The organism is Gordonia sp. NPDC003585 (assembly GCF_040610755.1).
GTDB lineage: Bacteria > Actinomycetota > Actinomycetes > Mycobacteriales > Mycobacteriaceae > Gordonia.
The window spans coordinates 37,872-62,947 of the sequence record NZ_JBEXMX010000025.1; the positions used below are offsets into that span (position 1 = coordinate 37,872).

Below are 25,076 nucleotides of genomic sequence, written 5' to 3' on the forward strand. Positions count from 1 at the left end.
TCGACCGCCGGCCGGCCCGGCCAGACGCGGCCGCCGGGATCGGCCCGACCGGACCCCGAACGGCGTACGCGACTGCTCGCCGCCGGCGCGGTCACCCTGCAGGGCCTCGGCGACATCCTCAAGCCACTCGGAGCGGTGTTCGAGGACGCCGGACACGAGCTGTACCTCGTCGGAGGGTCGGTGCGCGATGCAATTCTCGGGCGGCTCGGCAACGATCTGGACTTCACCACCGACGCACGGCCCGAACGTGTCGTCGAACTGATCACTGGCTGGGCCGACGCGGTGTGGGACGTCGGGATCGAATTCGGCACGGTCGGCGCCCGCAAGGGCGAGGCGATGATCGAGATCACCACCTTCCGCGCCGACGTCTACGACCAGGTGGGCCGCAATCCGCAGGTCACCTTCGGGGACACCCTCGACGGCGACCTCGTCCGCCGCGACTTCACCATCAACGCGATGGCCGTCGCGATCGGTGCGGCCGGCGCCGGCGAGCTGCACGATCCGCTGGACGGGGTGACCGCGGTGCTCGCGGGCGTCATCGACACCCCGTCGGCACCCGAGAACTCCTTCGGCGACGATCCGCTGCGCATGCTGCGCGCGGTGCGTTTCGTCTCGCAGCTCGGCTTCGCACTGGCGCCCCGGGTGACCGACGCGATCAGCCGGATGGCCCCCGAGATCGACCGCATCACCGCGGAGCGGGTGCGCGCCGAACTCGACAAGCTGATCTGCGGCGAGTACCCGATCGACGCGATCGACGCGATGGTCGACACCGGTCTCGCGCAGCGGGTGCTGCCCGAGGTGCCCGGCATGAAACTCACCATCGACGAGCATCACCAGCACAAGGACGTCTATCAACACTCGCTGACCGTGCTGCGGCAGGCCATCGACCTCGAGGAGGGCGATCCGGATCTTGTGCTGCGCTGGGCGGCGCTGCTGCACGACATCGGCAAGCCCGACACCCGCAAACACGAACCGGGCGGCGGCGTCAGCTTCCACCACCACGAGGTCGTCGGCGCGAAGATGGTCCGCAAGCGCATGCGCGCGTTGAAGTACCCCAACGCGGTGGTCTCGGAGGTGTCCGACCTCGTCTACCTGCATCTGCGCTTCCACGGCTACGGCGACGGAACGTGGACGGACTCGGCGGTGCGACGCTACGTCACCGACGCCGGAGGACTGCTCGACCGCCTGCACAAGCTGGTGCGCGCCGACTGCACCACTCGCAACAAGCGCCGGGCCCGCCGGCTGCAACAGAACTACGACCACCTCGAGCAGCGGATCGCGGCGCTGCAGGAGGCCGAGGATCTCGACCGAGTGCGCCCCGATCTCGACGGCAACGCGATCATGGAGTTGCTCGGTCTACCGCCGGGACCGCTCGTCGGACAGGCGTGGCGCCACCTCAAGGAGTTGCGCCTCGACCGCGGACCGCTGAGCCGCGAAGAAGCCGAGGACGCCCTGCGTGAGTGGTGGGCCGAGCGTCAGAAGTGAGGCAGGGTCAGGCCGCGGGTGCGTAGATCTCGATCGCGTCGGGTACCACCTCGAACACGGCGGGCAGTTCGCCGACCAGGTCACCGTCGATGGACACCGCTGCCGGTGGATCGCAATACAGTTCGATCTCACGCCCGCGCAGCGTTCGCACCATCGGATGGCTCACGTGTTCGCCACTGAAGACCTTGGGGAAGACGCGGGCAACGGTGGTTCGCGCGAACCGCGGTGGTCGATGGCCCACGGTCACGTCCAGGGCGCCGTCGGACATCGACGCATCCGGCGTGATCTGCATCCCGCCCCCATACGACGTGGTGTTGCCGATCGCGGCGAACACGACGTCCCCCTCGGAACGCTCGTCGTCGACGCGGACCTGGTAGTGCCTCGTGCGCAGGCCGACGAGCTCGCGCATGGCGGCAAGGGTGTAGCGGGCCTGACCCCGCGGCCACGACATCGCGATCGCACGTTCGGTGACCGAGGCGTCGAATCCGGTGGCCGCGACCGTCGTGAAGAGTGCGGTGTGGCCGTCGGGAAAGGTCACGCGCCCCAGGTCGACGGTCCGGCGGCGTCCGGTGAGCAATATCTCGGCGGCCTTCGCCGGGCTCCCGAGTGGGATGTCGAGGTTGCGGGCGACGTCGTTGCCGCTGCCGGCCGGGATGATCGCCAAGGGTGTCCCGGTGCCGATCGACGCCTCGACGGCAAGACGGATGGTGCCGTCGCCGCCGACCACGGCGAGCGCGTCGGTCGCGCCGCGTGCAGCCTTGCCGGCCAGGTCAGCGGCCTCGTCGGCGTCCTCGCCGACCAGCATCTCGACCTCCACGCCGGCGCTGTGCAGCGCGCGGGCGGCCTCGGCCGCCACGCGGGTACCGGCACCGTGCCGGGCGTACGGATTGACCAGCAGGGTGACGTGTTCGGGGGTGGCCGGGGTCATCGGATGGGGGCCCGATGTCGTCGCGGCGGGTTCGTCATGCGTTACAGTGTTACACATCATGTCAATCCGTAACGAGGAGATCGCGGATCTCGTTCTCGACGCCGCCCGCCGATGCCTCATCCGTAGCAACGGCCACCGCGTGACGGTGTCCGAGGTCGCGCGAGAGGCCGGCGTCAGCCGTCCCACCGTCTACCGGCGGTGGCCAGACATCTCCGAGATCATCCGCGCGCTGCTCACCCGGGAGGTTCTCGGGACGGTGGAGAGGGCGGCCGGTGCGAGCCTCGTCGACGGTGCCGAGGAACTCGACGATCTGGTCTCGCTCATCGTGCGGGTGGTCGCCGCCCTGCGTGCCAACGAGCTGATCGCCTCGCTGTGGCGCGAACAGCTAGACTTCATGGCGCCCTACGTGTTCGAACGCCTCGGTACCAGTCAGCAGGGCGTGCTCGCGCTGCTCGCCGACCTGCTCGCGCAGGGGCAGAGCCGCGGTCAGGTGCGGGTCGGGGACACCAAGCAGATGGCCGCCATGGTGCTGATGATGGCCCAGGCGTTCCTGCAGTCGGGGGCGCTGGTCTCCGACATCCTCGCCGACGACTGGCGCACCGAACTGTGCCACGTACTGGGCGGGTATCTGCGTCCGATCCCCGGTGACGGGCACTTCTGATGGCCGTGTTGTCCGGCGTCACCCGGCGCGCCGATCTCGAAGAACTCGCGGAACGGACCCAGCCGCTCGACGTGCTGGTCATCGGCGGCGGGATCACCGGTGTCGGCGTCGCCCTCGATGCCGCGACCCGCGGACTGCAGGTGGCGCTCGTGGAGGCCGGCGACCTCGCATCGGGCACCTCGCGGTGGAGCAGCAAACTGGTGCACGGCGGGTTGCGCTATCTGGCGACCGGTCAGTTGTCGATCGCGCACGAGAGCGCCGTCGAACGTCATCATCTGATGACAGTGATTGCACCGCACCTGATCCGACCGTTGCGCCAAGTGGTGCCCGAGAACGGTCCGCGCGTGCGGTCGAGCCTGATCCGAGCAGGGTTTAGAGCGGGAGACATGTTGCGGCGCAACGCCGGAACGCCGTCGTCGGTATTGCCGCCACCTGCGCCGATGTCGACCATGGAGGTGCTCGGCCGCTGCCCGACCGTGCGACGGACCGGGCTGCGCGGCGGAATCTCCAGTGCCGATGGACAACTCGTCGACGACGCCCGGTTGGTGGTTGCCGTTGCGCGCACCGCGGTGGCGTTCGGGGCGAGGATCTGCACCTACACCAGGGCCACGGCAGTGGACGGTTCCGGTGCCACACTCACCGACACGCGTACCGGCGAGAGCTTCACCGTCGCGGCGCGCACGGTGATCAACGCCACCGGCGTCTGGGCACCCGACGTGGATCGGACGATGTCCGTACGACCCAGTCGCGGTACACATTTGGTGTTCGACGCCGCATCGTTCGGCAAACCCAGCGCGGCACTGACGGTTCCGGTGGACGGATCATTGTCCCGGTTCGTGTTCGCGCTGCCCGCTCAGCTCGGCCGGGTGTACTTGGGGCTGACGGATGTGGACGCGCCCGGTCCGATCGTCGATCAGCCGCAGCCCGACGACACCGAGATCGATTTCCTGCTCGACGCCATCAATTCGGCGCTGCAGCGGTCACTCACCCGCGACGACATCATCGGCACGTTCGCCGGCCTGCGCCCGCTCATCGACGCAGGCGACGGCGACGGTGGCGGCGCCCTCGCCGACGTCTCCCGACGTCATCGCGTCCAGGTCACCGACGGCAGTCTGGTCAGCGTGATCGGTGGCAAACTCACCACCTACCGCCGCATGGCGCAGGATGCCGTCGACACCGCGGTCGCCGTGGGCGAATTGAGGGGCGGCGAGTGCGTCACCACGACGACGCCGCTCGTGGGAGCCATCGGGATACGCGCCGACGCGGAGCTCCCGGCGTCGCTGGTCGAACGGTTCGGCGCCGAAGCCCCGGCCGTCGTCGGCCACGCCCGGCTGCCCCGGCCCCTCGATCCGATCGCGCCCGGCATCGACGTCACCCGCGCCGAGGTCGAATTCGCGCTGACTCATGAAGGCGCGCTGGACGTCGACGACATCATCCACCGCCGGACCCGCATCGGCCTGGTCGACGCCGACGCCAAGGCGGCCTGGGGAGCGGTCACCGAGATCGTCGGCGAGATCGCGCCCACCGTTCCCTGAGGCTCAGTAGCCCATCGTCCGCAACGCATCCGCGACACGGTCGAGATCGGTGCGTCGTAGATCGAGATGCGGCGAAAGGCGGAGCACCGACTGCTCGGTGGCCAGCGGCGCCCGCCAGGGGTCGGCCGCGGTCACCAGGATGCCCAGCGACAGGAGCTTGTCGCGTGCTGCGGCGACGTCGCCGGCTCCCCAGCCCGGCGGCGGCGCCAGCGTCACGATCGCGGACGGTTCGTCGACCGGTTCGAGAACCTCCCAGCTCGCGATTCCGGTGAGCCGTTCGCGGGTGGCGCGACCGACCGCGGCGAGTTCGCGGAACACGCGTTGCTGGCCGACTGCTAGCACCTCGCGGACCGCGACTCCGAGACCGAGACGACCCGCGACAAACGCCTCGGAGCTGTCGATCTCCACCGGGCGCAGGCAGTCCCGCCGCACCGCGACGAACCCGACACCGCGCGGACCGGTCAGCCACTTGCGGCTGGTGCCGTAGACGACGTCGGCGCCGGTGACGGTCGGTACGTGTCCGGCGGCCTGAGCCATGTCGACCACCACCGGAACCTGGGCTTGGTGCGCGATCTCGACGATCTTCGAGATCGGTTGCACCACACCGGACATCGAGCCTATGTGGCAGATGTGGATGAAATCGGGCTGCTCGAACTGCAGCATGTTCTCGAGCGCGTCGGTGTCGACGTGGCCGTATACGTCCGCGTCGGGCATTGTGCGAACCGCGTAGCCGCGGCGTTCGAACTCCACCAGGTTGGGACCGAATTCGTTCTTGGCCACCCACACCGTCGATGCGATGGGGAGTTGCCAGTGCGTCAACAGTGCGCGCAGGGCGGCGCGGGCACTCTCGCGGAAGGCGAGCTCGTCGGTGGTGTGCCCGATGAGCGATGCGAGATCACGTTTGTCGCGGGCGATCTCGTCGGCCACCTCGTCCGCGGCGACGTAGGACCCGCGTTCGGATTCCCGCCAGAGATGCCCGGTGATCGATTCGATGACGGCGTTCGACGACCGTCCCGCGGCCGCCGAGTCCAGATGAGCGAAGGCAGGTTCGACTCGGGCCGCGTGCCACTGTTCGCCGAGTTCGCTCACGTACATAGGCCTTGAACCTACCCGGTGGCGGTAATGCGTCCGGCACTCGGTCGACGTCCGGGTGGGCGCCGGGAGCGGAGCGAGCGGGCCCGGTGTGTGGTGGGCGCCGGGAGCGGAGCGAGCGGGCCCGGTGTGTGGTGGGCGCCGGGAGCGGAGCGAGCGGCCCGGTGTGAACTGGAACCGAAACCGGTGCCGATGCGTCCAACCATTCATGGAGCCGGTAATCGAGTACATCTTCGGACCCGGTGACGGTTCGACCACCACGTGGACGTCGTCGGCCGACCTCGACCTCGATCGGGATGGCACCCTCGATGCGGTCGCGCTGGACTTCGACGGTGACGGTCGTCGTGATGACGCCATGTGGGACACCGACGGCGATGGGACCGCCGACGTCAGTGCACTCGACCTCGACGATGACGGGGTGTGCGACGCGTTCTTCCGGGACTCGGGGCGTGGGCTGTGGGATGTCGAGACCGACCGCGGACGGACACCGGTGCCCAAGCCACCGGACGGACCGCCGCCACCCCCGCGACATCGTCCGCCCGCCGAGATGGACACGAACGGAGACGGGCGGGTCGACGCGAAGCTGGAGAGTTCCGATCGCGGTGGTCGAATCACCCCCGACCGCCTCTACGTCGACGCCGACGGGGATGGAACCTTCGACCACGTCCTCGTCGATCTGGACGGCGACGGCCGGGTCGACGCGTACTACGACAGCACCGACCCCCGCTTCCGTCGTTGATCGTGGAGGTGGGACGAGTGGGGCCTCGTCGCAGAAACCGCACTTGTCGTCAGAAACCGCACGTGTGGCCAGAAACCGCTGGTGCGCACCGGGTTTCTGACCAGACACGCGGTTTCTGAGATCGCGACACGCCGACAATGCGCCTCGGCGGCGGCCTCGGACCACCGTCATCGTCGAGCCCGCGACCATCGATCGACGCGTTCCGCAGAACGCGCCACACGCTCCCGGCACCCGCAAGAAGATAGGGGAAGAAACTTCGTCCCCTACCCTCAGAGTCCTCCCCTACAAATTCCTCGGGGACGACTGTGAACCCCGGGGAAGAAACTCTTCCCCTAGATTTTGCGAGCACGGTACCGAAGCATTTGCCCAGGTCAGCGAGCCGGTCAGTGACTCGCCGGGGCCGGCCGCGACTCGGTCGTCGCATCCACCGGCCGGTGTCGATGCACCACCGCGACCACGGCCACGCCGACGAGGTACAGCACGACGCCGAGGACGACGAGTCCGGTGGCCTGGCCGTCGGCGGGGATGGCCAGCGCCGCGACCGTCACCGCACCGACGTAGGCGATGTTGAACACCGCGTCCTGCACAGAGAACACCTGCCCTCGGACCATGTCGTCGATGTCGACCTGCATCGCGACGTCGCCGCACAGCTTGGCGGTCTGTCCGACGAGCCCGAGGACCAGTGCGGCCGCGCAGATGACGGCGAAGTTGAACGAGAGGATGGTGAGCTCGGCGGCGGCACCGACCACAAGTGCGGCCATCAGCGTTGTGCGCCGCCCGACTCTGGCGACCGCGATGGGTGTGAGGATGGCCGCGACCAGTGCACCCGCCCCGGTGAAGCCGACCACCATGCTCAGCCGGTCGACGCCGTCTCCGGATCCGGTGTGCCGGGCGATCACCAGGATCATCAGGGTGTTCATGCCGAACACCAACCGGTGTGCTCCGATGGCCGACAACGCGGCCGCGACCGGCCGGCAGTGCGCCACCGCCCGGGCTCCGTGCAGCAGACCCACGGCGACCGCGTGGAATGCGGAGCGGCCGGGATCGTCCGGCTCGTCCGGACCCAGTTGCAGCGGCGCAAAGCGATGGGCGAGACCACCGGCCAGGACGGCCAGAATCACACCGGACGCCATGGTCAGTGCACTGCCGGTGTTGTCGTCGCCGAATACCGCGCGCAGGGCCAGCGTCACACCGAGCCCGACGGTGAGCATCGCGCCCCCGAGCGTCGTGAACAGGGCGTTGGTCGCGACGATGACGTCGCGTCGGGCAACGTGCGGAAGACCTGCGGACAGGCCGGCTGCGACAAAGCGGCTGGCGCCGGTGACGGCCAGCGCACCGACCAGCACCACGGTGTCGGGGGCGCCCGACGCGATGGCGGCCGCGACGACAGCGATGATCAACGCGCGCAGGAAGTTCGCGTACATCAGGACATTGCGACGGTCCCAGTGATCGAGCAGCGCTCCGGCGAACGGACCGATCAGCGAGTAGGGAAGCAGCAGCACGGCGAGCCCGCCCGCGACGGCGAGCGGATCGGCGTGCCGTTCCGGATTGAAGAGGATTCCGCCGACCAGCGACGCCTGGAAGATGCCGTCGGTGATCTGACTGGACAGGCGCACCGCGAGCAACCGACCCAACCCGGGCGAATGCCGGAGCGAGGCGACGAATGTGCGCCAACCCCGGGGCTGACGGTGCGGGGTGGAGCTCACTGATACAGCGTAGGGCATTGCATTGGCGACCCCGATCGGCGTGAGCGTGCGATGATGGTCACGTGGCCGGCGCCGACGACGCAGATGACCCCACTCCCGACTCCCGCGACGACACACATCCCGCTGGGACAGGTAGCGGTGGCCGCATGCCCGGCGCCGCTGCCGAGCGCGAATCAGCCCATCGTGTGCGCCCCGGCACCGCACTTCTCGCATCCACAGATCTGATCGAACCGACCTTCGCACGATCGGTCGTCTACGTCATCGAGCACAACGACGCCGGGAGTCTCGGCGTGGTGATCAACCGGATGAGTCAGACCGCCGTTCACAATCTGCTGCCGCAGTGGACCGACCTGGCCGCGACGCCGCGCGCGCTCTATGTGGGCGGACCGGTCAAGCAGGACGCCGCACTGTGCCTCGGCGTCGTCAAACCCGGTGCCGACATCACCCCGTTCGAGGCACTGCGGCCCATCGACGGTCGCGTGGTGCTGGTGGATCTGGACGGCGACCCCGACGAGCTGGCGGAGGTCCTCGAGGGTGTCCGGATCTTCGCCGGTTATGCCGGGTGGGGGATCGGGCAGCTGGGCGGAGAATTGCAGGACGGCAGCTGGATGGTCGCCTCCGCGCTGCCCCGCGACATCCTGGCGCCACCGACGATCGACGTGTGGTCCGACATCCTGCGTCGCCAACCGTGGCCGATGCCCCTGCTGGCCACCCACCCCATCGACCTCGCCCTCAACTGAGTAACCCAGAACACTTTTGTGCTTGTGCTGTGACCTGACCCGCGCGTAGCCTACGCTCGAGTAACAATCGGGTATCGGGGCGTGGGGGATTCATGCGACTCAGGGTGGTAGTCGGAGCACTGGTGACGATCGGGGCGTTGGTCGTCGGCATCGGGGGGACGGCAGCCGCCGACCCGACGGGCGGCGCTGCGGCGCGTGGCTGGCAGGCAAGTCACGACGGCCCGCAACCCTACGCGGGCGTCAACGTCACCTGGGATGTGCCGATCCGGATGAGCGACGGAACCATCTTGCGCGCCAACGTCTATCGGCCCGCCAACGCGCGCCAACAACCGACGTCGAGCAAGACGCCGGTGATCGTCAACATGACGCCCTACACCAAGCTCATCACCGCCGTCGGCACCGCAGTGACGCAGAATCCGGTGCTCGGGCCGTTCCTCACGCAGGTCGCCACGGCAGTCGGTCAGGTCTCGCGGCCGATCCAGGGTTTCGCCGATCTTTCGACATTGACCAACACGCTCCGCGATCAGGGTGCCCGGACGTTCCTGGTCGACGAGAATCTGGTGCGCAGCGGCTACACGCAGGTCGTCGTCGACGTCCGGGGCACCGGCTTCTCGCAGGGCAAATGGGATGTCTTCCAGGCTCGCGAGCAACAGGACACCGTCGAGGTGATCGACTGGGCCGCCCGGCAACGCTGGTCCAACGGCAAGATCGGCATGTCCGGGGTCTCGTACTCGGCCATCAATCAGATCCAGGCGGCCAGCAAACGGCCGGCAGCGCTCAAGGCCATCTTCCCGGTCGAGCCGGGTGGCGATCTGATCCGCGACATCGTCGCGCCGGGCGGTGCGCTGGGCGTCGGCTTCCTGCCGATGTGGTTGACGCTGGTCAACACCACCAAGATGATCCCGAATGTGGCGTCGATGCTGAACGGGACCTTCGACTGGAAGTGGTTGGCCGACCGCATATCTGACCCGTTCACGTTCTACCCGCAACTCTTCGCTGCGTTGCTGACGCCCGACATCCCCTCGGTCCCACCGCAGTTGAAAGAACTCCTGGAGACCAACTCGGGTCCCCGCAAGGCCTGGCAAGACCACGCCGAGCGGATCACCACACCGACGTTCATCTACGGCGGCTGGTTCGATCTGTTCACCAACAGTGAAGTGCGGATGTACAACAACATCCCGCTGGCCCCGGGACGCAAGCAGTTGATCATGGGCGACGGCTATCACCTCACGATCGGCGGCGGACAGACCGGTCGGGCGGGAACCCCACCACGCCTTGACGTGCTGCAGAAGGCGTGGTTCGACAAGTGGATCAAGGGCAAGGACAACGGCATCGACGCCTACGGTCCGGTCCAGCTCAAGCAGGTGGGCGACAGTTGGATCTCCGCCCAGCAGTTCCCGCGGGCCGGTATGTCGCGCCAGCGCCTCTATCTCAGTGACCGACGCAGCGGCACCGCCCCGTACGCCGTCCGCGACGGCAGCCTGGTGACGGCCACGCCGGGATCGCATGGGCGACTGACGGTTTCGCCGGGCGTACTGACGGCCTGCTCGCGTGATGCGTCGCAGCAGTTGGCCGGTGCGCTGGCGCTGTTCCCGTTCTGCGCCAAGGATGCCCGCATCTCCGAACGTAACGCGCTCTCCTTCACCACAGCGCCGATGACCACGACGCGCAGCGTGTCCGGGTACAGCAACGTCCGGGTGAATGCGGTGATGAACGCGACCGACGGCTACTGGACCGCAACCCTCAATGATGTTGCCCCCGACGGGACGTCCAAGGTGATCAGCTCCGGACAGGTGATGGCGTCGCTGCGCAGCTACGATCCGGCGCGGTCGCAGTTCGCACCGAACGGCGACGTCATCGACCCGTTCTACAACCTGACCCTGTCCACCCGGCAGCGCGTCACACCCGGTCGGCCGGTCGCGATCGACATCGGGCTGCTGCCCACCGAGGCCCTCATCCGGCCCGGCCACCGACTGCGCGTCGACGTGTTCGCCATGAATTTCCCTCGTGGACTGCCGCTTCGGCCGCTGCTCAACGAATCACGACTGGCACCACAGCACATCCAGCTCGATCCCACACATCCGAGCTTCGTGAATCTGCCACTCTCCACACCACTTCCTACCCGCTGATCGAGCCGGTACCGAGCGGAGCGAGGCACCGTGTCGACCCGCTGATCGAGCCGGTACCGAGCGGAGCGAGGCACCGTGTCGAGATCACTCCCGCTAGTCCACAACCTCCCGCGAGTATCGCGTCGCCAGCCACGAACACAGGATGAGCTGGATCTGATGGAAGATCATCAGCGGCAGCACGATGATCCCGACCACCGACCCGGCGAACAGCACGGTCGCCATGGGTAGTCCGGTGGCGAGACTCTTCTTGGTGCCGCAGAACTGAATGGCGATGACGTCGGCTCGGGAGAAGCCGAGTCGTTGTGGGACCCACCGTGTGACGACGAGCATCACCACCACGAGGATCAGCGAGATCACCGCCACCGCGATCACCTGGCCCACCCCGACCGCCGACCAGATGCCCTGGCGGACGCCCTCGCTGAACGCGACATAGACGACGAGCACGATCGCGCCTCGATCGGCGAGTTTGGTCGGTGCCGAGTGCCGGTTGAAGAAGGGTCCCACCCAGGGCCGCGCGAGTTGCCCCAGCAGGAACGGAACCAGGATCTGCGCGACGATCTTGAGTACCGAACCGGCGTCGACGTGGATGCCGCTGCTGGTGCTCATCAGCGCGACCACGAGCAGTGGCGTCAGGAACACTCCGAGGATGTTCGACGCCGATGCACTGACGATGGCGCCGGGCACGTTGCCGCGGGCTATCGACGTGAACGCGATCGACGACTGCACCGTCGACGGGACGAGGCACAGGAACAGCAGCCCCGTATAGAGGTCGTCACCGACGATCGGCTCGACCACCGGCCGCATAGCGAGGCCGATGAGCGGGAAAGCGACGAAGGTGAACGACAGGATCGTCAGATGCAGTCGCCAGTGCTTGAGACCTTCGAGCGCCTCCCGCGGATGCAGCCGGGTGCCATAGAGGAAGAACAGTGCCGCGATCGCCGCGACGACGACCCAGTCAAGGATGTCGGCGGCGGCCCCTCGTGCAGGCAGGAAGGCCGCGACAACCACGGCCGCGACGATGGCCACGACGAAACCGTCGACGGGGGAGTGAGCCCACCATCGACGCAGGGTGGCAGGGATCGACATCGCGGCTGGGAGCGCCCGGCCTCAGGCCTGGGCGGTCTCGTCGGAGCAGACGCCGCGCAATGAGCACGACCCGCAACTCGAGGTGCCACAGTCCGAAGCGGGGTCGTCGTGCTCTGTGGTTTCGGCCGGTGCCTCGTTGTCGGTACTCGAGCAGCAACCACAACCCGAGTCTTCGACGGGAAGAGCCGCGGCGGCGCGGACACCGAGTGCGCTGACCAGGCCGACGATGAACAATCCCGCGACGAACGCGGCCACCCCGAAGACGACCGACCATGCGCTGTCAACGCCCAGGGTCAGTACAGCCCCCAGCACCAAGATCGCTGCCGCGCCGATCTGACCGGGGCCGGCAACGCGATTGGCCAATGCAAACGCCTCGTCGGAGGCCATGGAATCATCGGCGCGCACGCCGAGCCGCCGATTGCGGCGCAGGCGTCCGGTCACGCCGAGCACACCGGTGACCGCCCATGCGACGGCAACCACCAGCAGCAGCACTGCGACGACGACGGACACCACACTCACGAGCTCAACCATACGACCGTGCGTCGTACCACACCGAATCGCACCGGGTTTCTGTCCCACGATGGACACGATTTACGCTGGTCGGGTGACTTCAGAATCCGCGAGCAGGTCGTTCCGCTACACCGCCGAGATGGCCGGTGAGATCGAACAGCGGTGGCAGCAGGAATGGACCGAGCGGCACGCCTACGAGGCGCCGAATCCGGTCGGGCCGCTCGCCGGCGACCTGAGTGCTTTCGACGGGGGTGGTCCGCAGGCCGCCGACAAGCTGTTCGTGCAGGACATGTTCCCGTATCCGTCCGGCGCCGGACTGCACGTCGGACACCCGCTCGGCTTCATCGCGAGCGACGTCTTCGCGCGGTACCAGCGGATGATCGGTCGCAACGTGCTGCACACGATGGGCTTCGATTCGTTCGGGCTGCCGGCCGAGCAATACGCGGTGCAGACCGGAACCCATCCGCGGACGACCACCGAGGCCAACATCGAGCGCTACCTGGCCCAGATCCGGCAGCTCGGGCTCGGCCACGACGAACGACGCCGGGTCGCGACCACCGATGTCGACTTCTATCGCTGGACGCAGTGGATCTTCCTGCAGATCTACAACGCCTGGTACGACGCCGAGGCCGGCAAGGCCCGTCGCATTTCCGAGCTCGTCGACGAGCTGGATTCGGGAGCAAGAACTCTCGACGACGGCCGGAAGTGGGCCGATCTGTCCCCGGCCGACCGCCGAGGCGTCGTCGACGGCTATCGCCTTGTCTATCAGAGTGATTCGCTCGTGAACTGGTGTCCCGGATTGGGCACGGTGCTGGCCAACGAGGAAGTCACTGCCGACGGGCGCAGCGATCGCGGCAACTTCCCGGTGTTCCGCAAGCATCTGCGGCAGTGGATGATGCGCATCACCGCCTACTCCGACCGACTGCTCGACGATCTGGATCTGCTGGACTGGCCCGACAAGGTCAAGACCATGCAGCGCAACTGGATAGGCCGATCCCGCGGCGCGCGGGTGGCCTTCCCGGTGCCCGAGACCGACGCACGGATCGAGGTGTTCACCACCCGCCCCGACACGTTGTTCGGTGCGAGTTACATGGTGCTCTCGCCCGAGCATCCGCTGGTCGACGAATTGACCGCTGCCGCTTGGCCCGACGGCGTCGACGCGCGGTGGACTTATCAGTCCACAGACCCCGCCGAAGCGATCAAGAACTACCGTGCGGCGATCGCGGCGAAGTCGGATCTCGAGCGCCAGGAGAACAAGGAGAAGACCGGTGTCTTCACCGGCACCTACGCCACCAATCCGGTGAACGGTGAATCGATTCCGGTGTTCATCGCCGACTACGTGTTGATGGGCTACGGCACCGGCGCGATCATGGCTGTCCCCGGCCACGACGGCCGAGACCACGAGTTCGCGACCGTGTTCGGCCTGCCCATCCGGGAGGTCATCGGATCGGAGCAGGGCGTCGAATCCGAGGCCTTTGTCGGTGACGGTCCGCTGGTGAATTCGTCCTTCCTGGACGGACTCTCGGTCGACGACGCGAAGGTCAAGATCGTGGATTGGCTGGAGTCCGAAGGGGCCGGCACCGGGACCGTGCAATACAAACTGCGGGACTGGCTGTTCGCGCGGCAGCGGTACTGGGGGGAGCCCTTCCCGATCGTCTATGACGAGGCCGGAAACGCGCACGCGCTGCCGGAATCGATGCTGCCGGTGGAGCTCCCGGAGGTCGACGACTACGCGCCGGTGTCCTTCGACCCCGACGACGCCGACAGCGAACCGTCCCCACCGCTGGCAAAGGCCACCGATTGGATCACCGTCGAACTGGATCTCGGCGACGGTGTGAAGACCTACACGCGCGACGCCAACGTCATGCCGCAGTGGGCGGGCAGTTCGTGGTATCAGCTGCGCTACATCGACCCCACCAATCAGGAAACGTTCTGTGCCAAGGAGAACGAGGCGTACTGGATGGGTCCGCGTCCGGCGCTGCATGGGGAGAACGACCCGGGCGGCCTCGACCTGTACATCGGCGGTGTCGAACATGCTGTTCTGCATCTGCTCTATTCGCGGTTCTGGCACAAGGTGCTCTTCGACCTCGGGTATGTGACCAGTCGCGAGCCCTACCGAAAGCTGTTCAACCAGGGCATGATCCAGGCTTACGCCTACACCGACGCGCGTGGTGTCTACGTGGCCGCCGACGAGGTCACCGAGCGCGACGGCACGTTCTTCTACCAGGGCGTCGAGGTCAACCAGGAATACGGGAAGATGGGCAAGTCGCTCAAGAATTCCGTTGCGCCCGACGACATCTGCCGTGACTACGGCGCCGACACCTTGCGCGTGTACGAGATGTTCATGGGTCCGCTGGATCAGTCCCGGCCGTGGGCAACCAAGGACGTGGTCGGGTCGCAGCGGTTCCTGCAGCGCATCTGGCGACTCGTGGTCGACGAGGAGTCCGGAGTCGTTCGTGTCTCGGACGCCGCCCTCGACGACGAGACGAATCGTGTGCTGCACAAGACGATCGACGGGGTCCGTGAGGACTACGCCGCGTTGCGCAACAACACCGCGGTCGCCAAGCTGACCGTTCTGACCAACCACCTCACCAAGAACTTCGAATCCACCGGCGCTCCACGGGAGGCGGTCGAGGCGTTGGTGATCATGCTCGCGCCGCTCGCCCCGCACATCGCGGAGGAACTGTGGCGCCGGCTCGGCCACGACGAACTCCTGGTGCGCGGCCCCTTCCCGACAGCCGACGCGGCATGGCTGGTGGAGGACACCATCGAGATCCCGATCCAGGTGAAGGGCAAGGTGCGCAGCCGAATCACCGTCGCCGCCGACGCCAGCGAGGCCACCGTGCGGTCGGCCGCGCTGTCCGACGAGAAGATCGCAGCGCTGCTCGACGGCGAGCCCCGCAAGGTGATCGTCGTACCCGGCCGCATGGTCAACGTCGTTCCCTGACCCACGCCCCGCCGGTCGTCCGGTTTTGTAGCAAGAGTGCGCGCCTGGCACGCACTATTGCTACAAAACCGCCCACGGGATCACTTCGGGGGCAGTTTGCGCGCATAGTCGGCGCCGATGGAGACCCATCGGCTCAACGCGCGGTCGCCGGCGATCCCTTCATCGGATACGCGGAGCCAGCCGCGCGTCTCGCGCCCGGACATGATCATCGGCTCGGTGTGTGGATGCTCGAGCAACCCCTCGGTGTCCTCGGGCTTCACCCGCACCATGAGCCCGCCACGGCCGCTCGCGGCGACCGCCATGTTGCCGTTGATCAGGAACGCGAGACCGCCGAACATCGACTTCTCGTCGAGCCCGCATTCCGTCGCGAGCAAAGCGCGTATCCGGTAGGCGAGATCCTCGTCGTAGGCCACGGGTACGAGGGTAGGGGCCGCGCGTCCGTGCGGCCAGAGGGTGCACACGACTGTGACCTTCAGACCGCACAGCGGGGACCTCAAGACGCCGCGAGGTCGGGACTGGTGCCTGATCTTACTCTGGAGTAAGGTAGCCGCATGGCGATCAACCTGGAGCTCCCGAAGAAGTTCGATTCGACGGTCGAGCGCACCCATCTGGCGGCGGAGCACATGTTCCGGCCGATCACCCGCAAATACGACAAAGCCGAGCACGAGTACCCGGTCGAACTCGATGAGCTGGGCAAACTCGCCAAGCAGTCGCGTTCCGCGGAACGTTCCGACGACAAGGGCGGCGACAAGAAGGATGATGCGCCGTCGGTCAACGGCGCCAACCTGCGGTCCCTGATCGCGGCGCGTGAGATGAGCTGGGGCGACGTCGGGCTGTTCCTCACGATCCCCGGCCAGGGGCTGGGCAACGCGGCGATCGCTGCGGTCGCCACCGAGGAACAACTCGACCGCTTCGGCGACGTCTGGGCCGCGATGGCGATCACCGAGCCCAGCTTCGGGTCGGACTCGGCGGCGGTGTCCACCACCGCGACCGCCGACGGTGACGACTATCTGATCAACGGCGAGAAGATCTTCGTGACCGCGGGTTCACGCGCCGACCACGTGGTGGTCTGGGCGACCCTCGACAAGAGCATCGGCCGTGCCGCGATCAAGAGCTTCGTTGTCCCGATGGACACCGAGGGCGTCAGCATCGCGCGCCTCGAGCACAAGCTCGGCATCAAGGCGTCCGACACCGCGGTGGTCCGGTTCGAGAATGCCCGCGTGCCCAAGGAGAATCTGCTCGGCTCGCCGGAGATCGACACCAAGAAGGCCTTCGGCGGCGTCATGCAGACCTTCGACAACACGCGACCCGTCGTCGCCGCGATGGCCGTCGGCCTGGGCCGCGCGGCCCTCGAGGAGATGCGCCGCATGCTCGAAGAGGCCGGCCACACCATCGACTACGACAAGCCGGCCGCCGCTCAACACGCTGCGGTGAGCGAGTTCATTCGGATCGAATCCGATTGGGAGGCTTCGTGGTTGCACACCCTGCGGGCTGCCTGGATGGCGGACAACCGCCAGCCCAACTCGGCTGAGGCGTCGATGTCGAAGGCGAAGGCCGGCCGCATGGTCACAGAACTGACCAACAAGGCCGTGGAAATCGGTGCGACAGCCGGCTTCTCGGAGACCTCGCTGCTGGAGAAGTGGGCGCGCGATGCCAAGATCTTGGACATCTTCGAAGGCACGCAGCAGATTCAGCAGCTGATCATCGCGCGACGCGTGCTCGGCAAGTCCAGCGCCGACCTCAAATAGGGCCACACACTCATCGCAACAGACGCTCCCGAAGCCGGTTCTCTCGTTCGATCCGCGCTGCGTCGCGCCGGCTGCGTTCGGCCATCACCGCGCACAGCACCGCCTCGTCGGGAGCAGGCGGTGGCGCGGGCGAGACGAACGGTGCGACGTCGAAGATCAGTTGACGTGCCAGTCGCTCTCGCGGTTGCGGCCGCATGTTCTCGCGGTGTCCGAGGAATCGGCGCAGCATGACGGCCAGCGGCGCCGGAAGTGAGCCGATGTCGGCCGACGACGCCCACGTCGCGAGCTCGGCGGGCATGACGACGGGGTCGGGGATCTCCAGGCGTCGGCGATCACGGATGACGTAGGTTCCGGCCACGAGGTCGCCCATGCGTTTGCCCTTGGACGTGATCGCCGCGGTGAACAGCGCGGGCAGGCCAAGACAGCCGTAGATCTCGACGACCCCGATCAACGCCCGCGCCAGTGCATGGCGAAAGCCCACCGGTCCGGCGTCGTCGCGCACCGTCCGCAGGCCGACGATGAGATGACCCAGATTCTTTCCCTTGGTGGCGGTCTCGGCCGCTGTCGGTACCGCGACGAGAGCGATCACCACGGCCACGGTGCTCAGCGCATCCTTCAACGCCGAGTCGGCCTGCGCAAACACACTGCCGAACACCCAATTGAGCAGCACGTACAGGCCGACGCCGACGATGACGTCGACGATGCCGGACAAGATCCGCAAACCGAGATTGGCGGGCGGCAACTCCAAGGCGACCGCCTCACCGGACACCTGATCGTCGCGCCCGACGCCGACGGTGGCGCTGCCACGTCCCCAGGCCAGAGCCGCCGGCGGTCCGACGACCGGGCCGAATCCAGGCGGGTGCGGCGGCACAGGTCCGTACATAGCGCCACCCTAATGGTGTGTCTCGGAAATACGTAACTAGTCTCCGGCGTTCGATCGACGCCTGGCCACGTTGTCGTCGGTCACGATAGCGCCGCTATCGCTCCCTCCTCCGCCTTGCCAGAACGCCGATCGCTCCACCGAAGACTGGTCACGTATTCCCGAGACACACCACCAGCGTGGACCGCCGGGTCCACCGCCCTCGTCACAAGCGGTTGTGCAATCAGCGAATGACCTATCAGCGAATGACCTACCAGCGAATGACACCGTCCCGACAAACGACTCGATACCACTAGGCTGTCCGAGTGGATCTCGATGCCTATGTCAACGCGCACCGTGCGACGTGGGAACGACTCGACGAGCTGTCGAGGCGACGCGGACTCTCGGGCGCCGAGGCCGACGAGATCATCGACACCTATCAGCGCGTCGCCACGCACCTGTCGGTGATTCGTTCGGCCGCGCCCGACGCGTCGCTCGTTGCCTACCTGTCTGCGCTGCTCGCCCGGGCCCGCTCCCGTGCCGCAGGCACCAAGGGGGACACCTGGGCCGAGATGGCGAGGTTCGTGACCCAGTCGTTTCCGGCAGCGCTGTACCGGATGCGGTGGTGGTGGCTGTCGGTGATGGGCGCGTCAATGGTCCTGACCGTCGCGGTCACGTGGTGGTTGCTCGACCATCCGCGCATCGAGAGTTCCCTTGCATCGGCCGACGAGATCGAGCGGCTGGTCAACAATGACTTCGAGGGCTACTACAGCCAGCATGCCGCGACGTCCTTTGCGGCTCAGGTGTGGACCAACAACTTCTGGTTGGCCGCGCTGTGTATTGCGCTGGGAATCTTCGGCTTTCCCGTCGTCTTCATGCTCGTCTTCAACGTCATCAACATTGCGATCGTCGCGTCGATCATGATCCGGCACGGTCGCGGTGACCTGTTCTTCGGACTGATTCTGCCGCACGGATTGCTCGAACTGACCTGCCTGTTCATCGCGGCGGGAGTCGGGCTGCGTCTGTTCTGGGCGTGGGTGGCGCCAGGGGCGAGATCCCGCGCGACCGCGCTGGGCGAAGAGGGCCGCTCGGCCATCGGCGTCGCGTTGGGACTCGTTGGGCTGCTGCTGATCAGCGGCGTGATCGAAGCGTTCGTGACGCCATCGGGCCTGCCCACCTGGGCACGAGTCGGTATCGGTATCGCCGTGTGGGCGGCCTTCTTCGCCTACGTCTTCACGCTCGGACGGTGGGCCTACAACGCGGGCGAACGCGGCGACGTGAGCGAGGCCGATCGAGGGTTCGCTGCCCCGGTGGCGTAGGCGTCAGGCGCAGCCGAGACGCACTGCTGCAGCCTGGAACTCGGCCTTCGACGGCACCGAGTCAAATCGGCCGGGAACGTCGTTGCGCCCCCGGATCGTGACGATGGTCTTCTTGCCGACGCCCGGTGCAGACACCCGGCTGAAGTACACCAGGCAGTTCTTCCGTGTCCGCATGGTCAGCTGATCCGGCCCGGACTTGGTCGGCCGCGACAGACCGTAGCTGTAGCCGAGGTTCGTCGTTGAGGTGAACCAGGTTTGGGGTGCCGCAGTGGCCATGGACTCAACGCCCAGTACGGTCGGCGCCGCGACCACACCGACGGACGCAGCGCCGACGATGAGGGACCCGCTCACGAATCGCGCAATGATGCCCATGAGCGCAAAGGTACCGGCCACTGTCGTCACTGGGTGAAGTGCACAGCCGATTTCGTCCGAACAGGCTACCCGAGGCGCGTCAGAGTAGGCCGCGCGACTTCAGCGTCAGGTAGTGATCGGCCAGTGCGGCCGGTAGCTTGTCGGGTTCGGCATCCACCACGTCGACGCCGAGCCGCCCGACGGCGGTCGCGGTCCGGTTGCGCAGCAGCGTGGTTCGAGCCGCGGCGGCAGCACCGTACACCTCTCGCGCATCGTCGCGCTGTTCGATGAGGTCGCCGAGCGCGGGGTCGGCGACCGATCCGATCACCACGCGGTAACGCTTCGCCAGCACCGACAGCGGCGGCAGCAGCGACTCCTCGACGGCGGCCGGCTCGAGCGGGGTGAGCAACACCAGCAGTGCCCGCTGCCGGCTCAGCTTGGTGACCTCGGCGCCGAGCATCGGCCAATCGGCCTCCAACAGCGCGGGTTCGAGCGTCGACATCGCGTTGACGAGGGAACTCAGCAAGTCCGATCCGGTGACTCCGACCACCCGGGAGTGCACGCGACGATCGCCCGCGATGAGGTCGACCCGGTCGCCGGCATGTGAGGCCAACGCGGCCAGGAGCAGCGCGGCGTCCATTGCGGCGTCGAGACGTGGCGTGTCGCCGACGCGCCCTGCCGATGTCCGCGAGGTGTCGAGCACGATGACGATGTGCCGGTCCTTCTCCGGCTGCCATGTGCGCACAACCACCGAGCGTCGACGTGCGGTCGCACGCCAGTCGATGCTGCGCACATCGTCACCCTCGACGTAGTCGCGCAGCGAATCGAATTCGGTTCCCTGACCGCGGATTCGGACCGCGGACCGGCCGTCGAGCTGACGGAGCCGGGCCAGTCGCGACGGCAGGTGTCTCCGAGATCCGAACGGTGGCAGTGCCCGGATGAACCCGGGCATCGGCAGGCCACGTTGTCGTCCGGCGAGGCCCAACGGTCCGCGCCGCCGCACCGTGACCCGCAGGCCGAGCCGATCGCCGCGTCGGGTCGGCGTCAGCACGGTGTGCACGGCCCGACGTTCGCCGGCGGGGATGTCCAGTGCGTGGACGTTGCCGGTTGCCCCTGCCGACGGCTGCCAGGCGTCGCGCAGTTGGCCCCGGAATCGGCGGGTGCCGGGATTGTCGACAACGATTGTGCTGGAGGTGGATTGGCCGAGTCGGATCGGATCGGTCGGGCTGCGCCGGACGGTTACCGCCGTCGTGGAGCCGGCGGCGAGTACGTCGATGCCGAGCAGCACCAGGCACCCGAACACCCATGCCAACGCGGTGAGGTAGTGGGGCCACACGATCACCGGCACCGCGCCGAGCGCCACCAGCGCGAAGAACCGCCCGGTCAGATACATCAGCGCGGGACGGGTACGGACCGGATGGCGGTGTCGAGTACCGCGGTCACCGACACCCCCTCCAACTCGGCTTCGGGTCGCAGCGAAAGGCGATGTGCCAGTGTCGATTGTGCGAGTGACTGCACATCGTCGGGCGTCACGAAATCACGACCGTTGAGCCACGCCCATGCCCGGCTGGTTCCCAGAAGTGCGGTGGCACCGCGGGGGCTCACACCGAGCGAGAGCGACGGCGACACCCGAGTGGCCCGCGCGATGTCGACGATGTACGCGGCGACCTGTGGTGAAACACTCACGTGCCGAACCTGATCCGCACCCGCCTCGATGTCGGTGGCCGAAGCGACCGGCCGCAGTCCGGCCGCGGCCAGATCGCGCGGATCGAAACCCGCGGCATGACGCGCCAGGACGGTGATCTCGTCGTCGCGAGGCGGCAGCGGCAGCGTCACCTTGAGGAGGAAACGGTCGAGCTGGGCTTCCGGCAGCGGATAGGTGCCCTCGTACTCCACCGGATTCTGGGTGGCTGCGACGAGGAAGGGGCGGGGGAGAGGACGGGGAGCCCCGTCGACAGTGACCTGCCGCTCCTCCATGGCCTCCAGCAGCGACGCCTGCGTCTTCGGCGGCGTCCGGTTGATCTCGTCGGCGAGGAGGAGGTTGGTGAACACCGGACCTTCGCGGAAGGTGAATTCCGAGGTGGCGCTGTCGAAGACCAGTGATCCGGTGATGTCGCCGGGCATCAGGTCGGGCGTGAACTGGACGCGTTTGGTGTCGACGGCCAGCGCGGTTGCCACCGACCGCACCAGCAGGGTCTTGGCCACACCGGGTACGCCTTCGAGCAGGATATGGCCGCGGCACAGTAGTGCGATGAGGATGCCCGCGACGGCCGGATCTTGCCCGACAACGGCTTTGGCGACCTCGCCGCGCACAGCGTTGAGCGCGGCCCGTGCCGGGTCGGCGGGCGGGATCGGCGGCGCCTGCTTCGTGAACTGTGGGGGCTGATGGGGGAACTGTGGGGGCTGATGAGGGTCGATGGTCATGGTGTGCGGTGAACCTCCTTCTCGAGGGCGGTCAGTTCGGTGGTGAAGACGACCAGCGCGTCCTCTGTGTCGGGTAACCGATCGGCAAGTAGGGCGCTCACCTGCGCCGGATCGCGGCCGGTCGCGGCGACCACTGCGTCGATGATCGCGCTCACCGCGGGACCCGGCGGGGCGGGGTGACCCGCCAGCGCGTCGAGCTCCCAATCGGGCTGGGCGAGTACGGTGATCGCGACCGACGGGTCGTAGGGCAGGCCGAGATAGCGGGCCAGGCCGGTCAGTGTTTGGATGCGAAGGGTGGCTGCGGATCGGGTGACCGCTCGCGCACGGTGGTACATGCGTCCGCGTGCCTGCGTGGTCTCTATCGCCTTGACCACAGCGGGAAGCGGCTCGGTGACGAGCGGGCCGAATCGCCTGCCGCGCCACAGCATCAGAGCGAGAACCACAAAGACCGACAGCAGGATGAGTGGCCCGATCGCGCGCGGGATGTCGGACGACTCGTCGTCGGATGTGATCTCGTCGGTCAGGTAAGGCACGTACCACAGCACACGGTCATTGCCGGCGATCATGCGAATCGCGACGCCGGCGTTGTCGTACTGGTCGAGATGGGCGTTGACGAGCATGTCGCCGCCCATCAGCACGATCTCCGGTCGGCTCGTCATCGCCGGCATGATGAGCACACTCGATGCAATCCCGTCGGTGAAGCATGCCACCGCACCGGGTTCGGTGGTGGTGTAGGCGATGGGTCCGTAGGTGGTGGCGTCGCCGGGGGCGATACCGGACGTGGTGCAGCCGGCGTAGACAGCACTGGTGGCCGAGCCGTACACGGCTGTGGCGTTCACTCCGAACGCGGCGAGATTGCCGGGCGGCCCGACCAGGACGATGCGACCCGCATTGGCTACCCGGTCGAGAAAGTGTTGCCGGGTACCGGGATTCAGCAACGACGCCGACGAAACCACCACGGTGGTGTCATAGTCGGGCCGATCCGCGTCGTCGAGTCCCTTGATGCCTCGCGCCACCTCGACATCCACACCGTGGTCGTCGATCACGGACACGAGCGCTTTGGTGCCGCCGGGGCCCGCGCCGGCGGGATCGAAAGGGTTGTCGGGAGACTCGGTGGCCAGGGAATTCAGCCCGGCACCCAGGAATGCCACGACGACAACCCCGACGACCACGACGACGATTCCGACGGCCAGCCAAATCCATCGGTCCAACGTCCTCTTCGGAGTCGACGACACAGGTGTGGTCACCGTCATCGAGGCACCGCGAATCGGTCATCGGCGACCTCGGTGTCGTCCTCGGGCCGGGTCGATGCGAGCTCGGATTCCAGTTCCAGTGCCCGGTGGGCCTGATCTCGAGAGGCGTGCCGATCGCCGTAGGCGATCGCGTCGAACAGATCGGCGCAGTCGCGCAGGCGGGTGGTGTGGTCGGGGAAGCGTCGCACGAGTCGTGTGGCGACCTCGTGGGCGGTCAACGAGGGTGCGTCGTCGAGCAGCCGGCGCTCGAATGCCCGCTGCGCCACTGCACGCATCGCGGCCACGACGCAGGCGTCGAAATCCCCGCCGTCGAGGGCTTCCCGAGCCTGCTCGCGTAACTGCTTGGCACTCATGGGTTCCGAGCCGAGTACCGATTGCGCGGTCTCGGTGTCGGTCGTCTTCTTCTTGGGAGTTCGACGAACGAACCGGGCGAGGTAGATGATGAGCCAGGTCGCGACGGCCGCGACCAGAACCCAGAAGATGATCGTGAGGGGCTGCGAGACGTCGCCGAGGCCGGTGAACGTGTTGGCGAACCACTCGAGAATGTTCTCACCGGCACGCTGCAACCAGTTGGGTTCCTTCGGCTGATACTCCTGTTTGGACAGCTCGTCCTTGGCCCATTCGCGGGCCTGCTCGTTGTCGGGGTCCAGCCCGGCCGCGAGGGCGATCATCGACCTTCTCCCCCTTTGGACGCCGGGTCGGCGCCGTGCCTGTGGGCCGAACCTACCAAATCCGCGACGGCCCGTCGGGAAGCGTCGTTCGCTCGAAGCATCTTTCTGACCGGCGGGCGGCGTGCTAGCGTCACGACTAGAACACGTTCTAATTTCGGAGGATGAACATGACCGTTGACCAGGCAGGGCTCGCGGAGAAGATCGACGCCGTGGTGGACTCCTACATCGAGTACCTGACGACCGGCACGGCCGAGCAGATCGCCGACCTCTACGCGGCGAACGCGACCGTCGAGGACCCGATCGGCGCGGACATCCGCGACACCCGTGAGCAGCTGATCGAGTTCTACTCGATCATCACCGGCATGGACGAGCGGACCGCGACCCTGAAGTGGAAGAAGGTCGCCGGCGACACCGCGGTCTTCGAGTTCACTCTCGTCACCGGCACCGCAGGAATGCGCTTCGAGATCACCCCGGTCGACATCATGGTGTTCGACGCCGACGGCAAGATCTCGACCATGCGCGCCGTCTGGCAGCAGTCGGATCTTAAGCAGCTCTGATCCGAGGAGTTAGGTGACCAGCCCCGCTGACCTGGGAAAACGCATCAGCGTGGTGCCCGCAAAATCTAGGGGAAGAACTTCTTCCCCGGGTTTCATAGTCGTCCGCTAGATATTCCTAGGGGACGACACCAAGGGTGGGGGAAGAAGTTTCTTCCCCCACTTTGTGTGCCACCCGCCCCCGACGACGACCCGCTGCCCGCTTCCACGATCGCCGCCGCAGACGGCGGGTGGGTCGCTGACTCGAAGAGTTCGGTGATTAGCGCTCTGACCTGCACATAAGCGTCCACCACCCCACCGCTCTCTGAGGTGCCCGAGGCGCCGGCCGAGGGATGCCTC

22 protein-coding genes are annotated in these 25,076 nt (G+C 67.2%); 10 read left to right on the forward strand and 12 right to left on the reverse strand.

The features are described 5' to 3' along the window. The first annotated feature begins 72 nt into the window (after positions 1-72). Positions 73-1,485, forward strand: coding sequence for a CCA tRNA nucleotidyltransferase (locus ABZW74_RS09160; protein WP_355275771.1), 1,413 nt, complete (start codon positions 73-75; stop codon positions 1,483-1,485). Positions 1,486-1,492: 7 nt separating this feature from the next. Here ABZW74_RS09160 and ABZW74_RS09165 read toward each other — a convergent pair whose 3' ends face one another. Beyond that, the gene (locus ABZW74_RS09165) at positions 1,493-2,413 is read right to left on the reverse strand and encodes a YegS/Rv2252/BmrU family lipid kinase (RefSeq protein WP_355275773.1); all 921 of its coding nucleotides are present in this window, start codon (positions 2,411-2,413) and stop codon (positions 1,493-1,495) included. A gap of 58 nt (positions 2,414-2,471) precedes the next feature. Between ABZW74_RS09165 and ABZW74_RS09170 the strand changes: the two genes are divergently transcribed. After that, a complete protein-coding gene (locus ABZW74_RS09170) occupies positions 2,472-3,074 on the forward strand; it encodes a helix-turn-helix domain-containing protein (RefSeq protein ID WP_355275744.1) in 603 nt (200 codons plus the stop codon). After that, entirely contained in the window at positions 3,074-4,609 is a 1,536-nt protein-coding gene (locus ABZW74_RS09175) for a glycerol-3-phosphate dehydrogenase/oxidase (protein WP_355275746.1), read from the forward strand. Before ABZW74_RS09170 ends, ABZW74_RS09175 begins: the two co-directional genes overlap by 1 nt. 3 nt (positions 4,610-4,612) lie before the next feature. Here ABZW74_RS09175 and ABZW74_RS09180 read toward each other — a convergent pair whose 3' ends face one another. Beyond that, the gene (locus tag ABZW74_RS09180; protein ID WP_355275748.1) at positions 4,613-5,704 is read right to left on the reverse strand and encodes an aminotransferase class V-fold PLP-dependent enzyme; all 1,092 of its coding nucleotides are present in this window, start codon (positions 5,702-5,704) and stop codon (positions 4,613-4,615) included. Between the two features lie 205 nt (positions 5,705-5,909). Here ABZW74_RS09180 and ABZW74_RS09185 point away from each other — a divergent pair, with 205 nt between their 5' ends. Then, complete coding sequence (locus ABZW74_RS09185; RefSeq protein WP_240855445.1) at positions 5,910-6,440, forward strand: hypothetical protein; 531 nt, start codon at positions 5,910-5,912, stop codon at positions 6,438-6,440. Positions 6,441-6,823: 383 nt separating this feature from the next. On the opposite strand, the gene ABZW74_RS09190 is transcribed toward ABZW74_RS09185, so the two are convergent. Then, positions 6,824-8,146, reverse strand: coding sequence for an MFS transporter (locus tag ABZW74_RS09190; RefSeq protein ID WP_355275750.1), 1,323 nt, complete (start codon positions 8,144-8,146; stop codon positions 6,824-6,826). A 62-nt stretch (positions 8,147-8,208) separates the two neighbouring features. On the opposite strand from ABZW74_RS09190, the gene ABZW74_RS09195 reads away from it, so the two are divergent. Then, the gene (locus ABZW74_RS09195) at positions 8,209-8,886 is read left to right on the forward strand and encodes a YqgE/AlgH family protein (protein WP_240855441.1); all 678 of its coding nucleotides are present in this window, start codon (positions 8,209-8,211) and stop codon (positions 8,884-8,886) included. Between the two features lie 92 nt (positions 8,887-8,978). Next, positions 8,979-11,015 (forward strand): CocE/NonD family hydrolase, encoded by a 2,037-nt coding sequence (locus ABZW74_RS09200; protein ID WP_240855439.1) that lies wholly within the window; start codon positions 8,979-8,981, stop codon positions 11,013-11,015. Between the two features lie 93 nt (positions 11,016-11,108). On the opposite strand, the gene ABZW74_RS09205 is transcribed toward ABZW74_RS09200, so the two are convergent. Together ABZW74_RS09205 and ABZW74_RS09210 are read right to left on the reverse strand one after the other, a co-directional pair. Beyond that, complete coding sequence (locus tag ABZW74_RS09205; RefSeq protein WP_355275753.1) at positions 11,109-12,101, reverse strand: bile acid:sodium symporter family protein; 993 nt, start codon at positions 12,099-12,101, stop codon at positions 11,109-11,111. A gap of 21 nt (positions 12,102-12,122) precedes the next feature. Beyond that, positions 12,123-12,632, reverse strand: a complete 510-nt coding sequence (locus tag ABZW74_RS09210; RefSeq protein WP_355275755.1) for an SdpI family protein — start codon at positions 12,630-12,632, stop codon at positions 12,123-12,125. Positions 12,633-12,681: 49 nt separating this feature from the next. Here ABZW74_RS09210 and leuS point away from each other — a divergent pair, with 49 nt between their 5' ends. Continuing rightward, entirely contained in the window at positions 12,682-15,558 is a 2,877-nt protein-coding gene (gene leuS, locus ABZW74_RS09215; RefSeq protein WP_355275757.1) for a leucine--tRNA ligase, read from the forward strand. 80 nt (positions 15,559-15,638) lie between these two features. On the opposite strand, the gene ABZW74_RS09220 is transcribed toward leuS, so the two are convergent. Further along, positions 15,639-15,971 carry a TfoX/Sxy family protein gene (locus tag ABZW74_RS09220; protein WP_240855427.1) on the reverse strand — a complete coding sequence of 111 codons (333 nt, stop codon included), beginning with the start codon at positions 15,969-15,971 and terminating at the stop codon, positions 15,639-15,641. Between the two features lie 138 nt (positions 15,972-16,109). On the opposite strand from ABZW74_RS09220, the gene ABZW74_RS09225 reads away from it, so the two are divergent. Then, a complete protein-coding gene (locus tag ABZW74_RS09225) occupies positions 16,110-17,306 on the forward strand; it encodes an acyl-CoA dehydrogenase family protein (RefSeq protein WP_240855426.1) in 1,197 nt (398 codons plus the stop codon). Between the two features lie 10 nt (positions 17,307-17,316). Here the strand turns inward: ABZW74_RS09225 and ABZW74_RS09230 are convergent, their stop codons facing one another. Beyond that, positions 17,317-18,189 carry an RDD family protein gene (locus ABZW74_RS09230; protein ID WP_240855425.1) on the reverse strand — a complete coding sequence of 291 codons (873 nt, stop codon included), beginning with the start codon at positions 18,187-18,189 and terminating at the stop codon, positions 17,317-17,319. A gap of 302 nt (positions 18,190-18,491) precedes the next feature. Here ABZW74_RS09230 and ABZW74_RS09235 point away from each other — a divergent pair, with 302 nt between their 5' ends. After that, a complete protein-coding gene (locus tag ABZW74_RS09235) occupies positions 18,492-19,484 on the forward strand; it encodes a stage II sporulation protein M (RefSeq protein WP_355275760.1) in 993 nt (330 codons plus the stop codon). Positions 19,485-19,487: 3 nt separating this feature from the next. On the opposite strand, the gene ABZW74_RS09240 is transcribed toward ABZW74_RS09235, so the two are convergent. The 5 genes from ABZW74_RS09240 to ABZW74_RS09260 are packed head-to-tail and all read right to left on the reverse strand — an operon-like array spanning position 19,488 to position 24,183. After that, on the reverse strand, positions 19,488-19,886 hold the full coding sequence (locus tag ABZW74_RS09240) for a hypothetical protein (RefSeq protein ID WP_240855421.1): 399 nt from the start codon (positions 19,884-19,886) through the stop codon (positions 19,488-19,490). 49 nt (positions 19,887-19,935) lie between these two features. Next, positions 19,936-21,228 carry a DUF58 domain-containing protein gene (locus ABZW74_RS09245; protein ID WP_355275762.1) on the reverse strand — a complete coding sequence of 431 codons (1,293 nt, stop codon included), beginning with the start codon at positions 21,226-21,228 and terminating at the stop codon, positions 19,936-19,938. Beyond that, positions 21,228-22,259 carry a MoxR family ATPase gene (locus tag ABZW74_RS09250; protein WP_355275764.1) on the reverse strand — a complete coding sequence of 344 codons (1,032 nt, stop codon included), beginning with the start codon at positions 22,257-22,259 and terminating at the stop codon, positions 21,228-21,230. The genes ABZW74_RS09245 and ABZW74_RS09250 overlap by 1 nt, the downstream gene beginning before the upstream one ends. Beyond that, entirely contained in the window at positions 22,256-23,512 is a 1,257-nt protein-coding gene (locus ABZW74_RS09255) for a DUF4350 domain-containing protein (RefSeq protein ID WP_355275766.1), read from the reverse strand. Before ABZW74_RS09255 ends, ABZW74_RS09250 begins: the two co-directional genes overlap by 4 nt. Continuing rightward, positions 23,509-24,183 carry a DUF4129 domain-containing protein gene (locus ABZW74_RS09260; protein ID WP_355275768.1) on the reverse strand — a complete coding sequence of 225 codons (675 nt, stop codon included), beginning with the start codon at positions 24,181-24,183 and terminating at the stop codon, positions 23,509-23,511. Before ABZW74_RS09260 ends, ABZW74_RS09255 begins: the two co-directional genes overlap by 4 nt. 167 nt (positions 24,184-24,350) lie before the next feature. Between ABZW74_RS09260 and ABZW74_RS09265 the strand changes: the two genes are divergently transcribed. Next, on the forward strand, positions 24,351-24,740 hold the full coding sequence (locus ABZW74_RS09265; RefSeq protein WP_240855412.1) for a nuclear transport factor 2 family protein: 390 nt from the start codon (positions 24,351-24,353) through the stop codon (positions 24,738-24,740). The last annotated feature ends 336 nt before the right edge of the window (positions 24,741-25,076 follow it).